The organism is Sphingobium sp. B2 (assembly GCF_007693735.1).
Taxonomy (GTDB): Bacteria; Pseudomonadota; Alphaproteobacteria; order Sphingomonadales; family Sphingomonadaceae; genus Sphingobium; species Sphingobium xenophagum.
In genome coordinates this window covers 1-2795 of the sequence record NZ_VDBZ01000021.1, presented here as the reverse complement: position 1 = coordinate 2795, position 2795 = coordinate 1, and the positions used below count along the sequence as shown (strand labels likewise).

3 protein-coding genes are annotated in these 2795 nt (G+C 62.5%); all 3 read left to right on the top strand.

All coding sequences use genetic code 11. From position 1 onward, the window contains the following. Positions 1-1193 (top strand): tyrosine-type recombinase/integrase (locus tag FE851_RS25800; RefSeq protein ID WP_261371195.1); only part of this gene is annotated, 1193 nt, incomplete at its 5' end. Further along, positions 1187-2101: a tyrosine-type recombinase/integrase gene (locus FE851_RS25795; protein WP_011540751.1), complete on the top strand. Its 915-nt coding sequence runs from the start codon at positions 1187-1189 to the stop codon at positions 2099-2101. The genes FE851_RS25800 and FE851_RS25795, both read left to right, overlap by 7 nt. Further along, positions 2098-2795 (top strand): tyrosine-type recombinase/integrase (locus FE851_RS25790; RefSeq protein WP_145206926.1); only part of this gene is annotated, 698 nt, incomplete at its 3' end. The genes FE851_RS25795 and FE851_RS25790, both read left to right, overlap by 4 nt.

Sequence of the window (2795 nt, the reverse complement as noted above, 5' to 3'; positions counted from 1 at the left end):
ACGATCTGCCACGGCACCTCGCCGACTATTTCGATGGGATCGATCGCTTGCAACTCGCGCAAGGACCGGCCCAGTCCTATCGATCCGAGGCCGAGCATTTCGCGGCCTGGCTTCGCATTGCGCGACGACAATGGGCCGATATCGATGACACGATCATCGACCAGTACGGCGCGCATGATTGTCGATGTCCGGTCTGGCGCAAGCGAGGCAAGCTTGTTGCCTCGGGCGCGAAGCGGCGGCGGCGAGGCGCTCGGCACTTCGTCGAGTTCTTGCGCGACCGCGGTGTCATCCCTTCAGTCGAACTGGTGTCGGATGACGACCCGCACATGGCGGCATATCTGGCATGGCTCAAGCAACACCGCGGCGCGACCGATGAGACGATCCGGCGCTACCGGGCCGATATCAGGCGGCTCGCGCCTATGCTCGGCGAGCCTTCACAATGGGATGCAGCCGTCCTCAGACGGGCGTTTCAACAACGAAGCAAGGAGACGCCGGGTTCGGCATCACTGCTCGTCACGATAATACGGAGCTATATTCGGTTCCTGGTCGTGCAGGGTATTTGCCGTCCAGCTTTGTTGCACGCGATCCCATCAGTGCAACGCTACCGTCTTTCGACGCTGCCCCGGCACGTTAACCCGGCAACGATCGAGCAGATCATCGGCGCATGTCCGACTGATCGCCCGGTGGAAGTGCGGGACAAGGCCATCATTCTCCTGCTCGCCCGGCTTGGCCTGCGTGCCGGTGATATTCGGGATATGCACCTCGACGATATCGACTGGCGCTCGGGCCACCTGACGGTCAAGGGCAAGACGCGTCGGCCTGATCGCCTGCCATTGCCTCAGGACGTCGGTGACGCGCTCCTGGACTACATTGCCACGGCGCGTCCCAAGACCGCCGATCCGCATCTGTTCGTGCGCGCGCAAGCCCCGTTCCGTTCGTTCCGCTCATCGGCGGAGATCGCCGGCATCGTTGCACGCACGCATGAGCGCGGCGGGATCGAAGGCGTGCCGACCGGATCGCACATTTTCCGGCATTCGCTTGCCACCAACTTGCTGCGCGCGGGCGCAGGGCTGGAGTCCGTTGGAACGATCCTGCGCCACAGCTCGCCCGAGACCACCGCCATCTACGCCAAGGTCGACCTGCCGATGCTCATGAAAATCGCGCAGCCATGGCCGGGAGAACCGTCATGCTGAGCACGCAGATTGCCAGATACGTCTCGCTGTATCGCAGCTTGGGGCGGAAGTTCTCGGAACAGGAACGACTGCTGCGCCAATACGCCGCTTTCGCTGAACGCTTCGGTGACCGGCACACCCGAGTGCAGCGCATCTACGACTGGTGCCACACGGCAAGCTCGCAAAACGTGGCTCGCCATAGGTACGACGCTGCTCGTAACTTCAGCCTTTTCGCTCATGCCGAGGACCCAGACAACGAAGTCCCGCCTGTCGGCGTTTTCGGCCGGGGGAAGCGGCCACGTCCCACTCCGACCATAATCGAAGCGGACCAGGTGCGGGCGATCATGGCGGCGGCATTGAACGTTCCGCCCCATGGCACGATTAGCCCATACACGTACCATTACCTGTTCGGCCTGCTCGCGGCGACAGGTCTCCGGATTTCCGAGGCTCTCGCGCTACAGTGCAACGATCTGGTCGAGGATGGGCTGGTCGTCCGCAACGGCAAGTTCGGCAAGCAGCGACTGATCGCCTTGCAGCCATCGACGCGCCAAGCACTCGAAGCCTACATTGCGATCCGCGCGAAGCACCCGGCCAAGTGTAATGACCTGTTCGTCACTATCCGGGGGCGGGCGCCGCACAAGGTGCGCGCCCACGTCGTGTTCGTCAGGTTGGCCCGGCTTCTCGGATATCGTGGAGCAACCGGTACGGCAGGCATGCGACTCCACGATCTGCGACATACGTTCGCTGTTCGCTCGCTTGAGTCCTGCCCGCGTGACAGGGAGGCCATTGCCCACCACATGGCCGGTCTCAGTGTCTACCTGGGGCACGCGTCGATCGCCAACACGTACTGGTATCTCGAAGCCACGCCAGTGCTGCTGCGCGACATTGCGGCTGCAAGCGAGCAACTTTTTCAAGGAGAAGCGGCATGACGGCGCTTGCTCCCCATCTCTCAGCATATCTGCGGGAACATCTGCCGCGCGAACGCGCCGTCAGCCCGCACACGGTGAAGACCTATGCCAACTGCTTCGTCCTCCTCGTCCAGTTCGCTGCCGATCGGCTGAAGCGCCGACCGACCGATCTCGAGGTTGAGGATCTCGGCACAGACATGATCATGGCCTTCCTCGATCATGTGGAGATCGGCCGCGGCAGCTGCGTGCGGACCCGCAATGGCAGGCTCGCCGCGATCCGATCCTTCTTCCGATACATCGAGTACCGGATTCCAGCCTGCCTCGATCAGGCACTCCGTGTCAGAGCAATCCCGACCAAGAAGACAGACAAGGCGCTGATCGATTACCTCGACCGGGCCGAGATCAAGGCTTTGCTCGATACACCCGATCCCCGGACACGCCTCGGCACCCGTGATCGCGCGATGCTGCATCTTACCTATGCTGGCGGACTGAGGGTGTCGGAACTCGTAACGCTGCAACTGGGCGATTTCCCGGACCGCTCCCTGTCCACCATGCACATCATGGGCAAAGGGCGACGTGAACGGGTCCTGCCGCTGTGGAAGGAGACCCAGATCGCATTGCGCGCATGGCTTGCGATCCGGCCTCAAGTTGAGGTCACCGAGATTTTCCTCAATGCCAACGGGCAGCCGATGACCCGCGACGGATTTGCGTTCCG

Excerpts from the sequence above, each read along its gene's own strand:
- FE851_RS25795 (WP_011540751.1), top strand. The coding sequence starts at position 1,187 with ATGCTGAGCACGCAGATTGCCAGATACGTCTCGCTGTATCGCAGCTTG.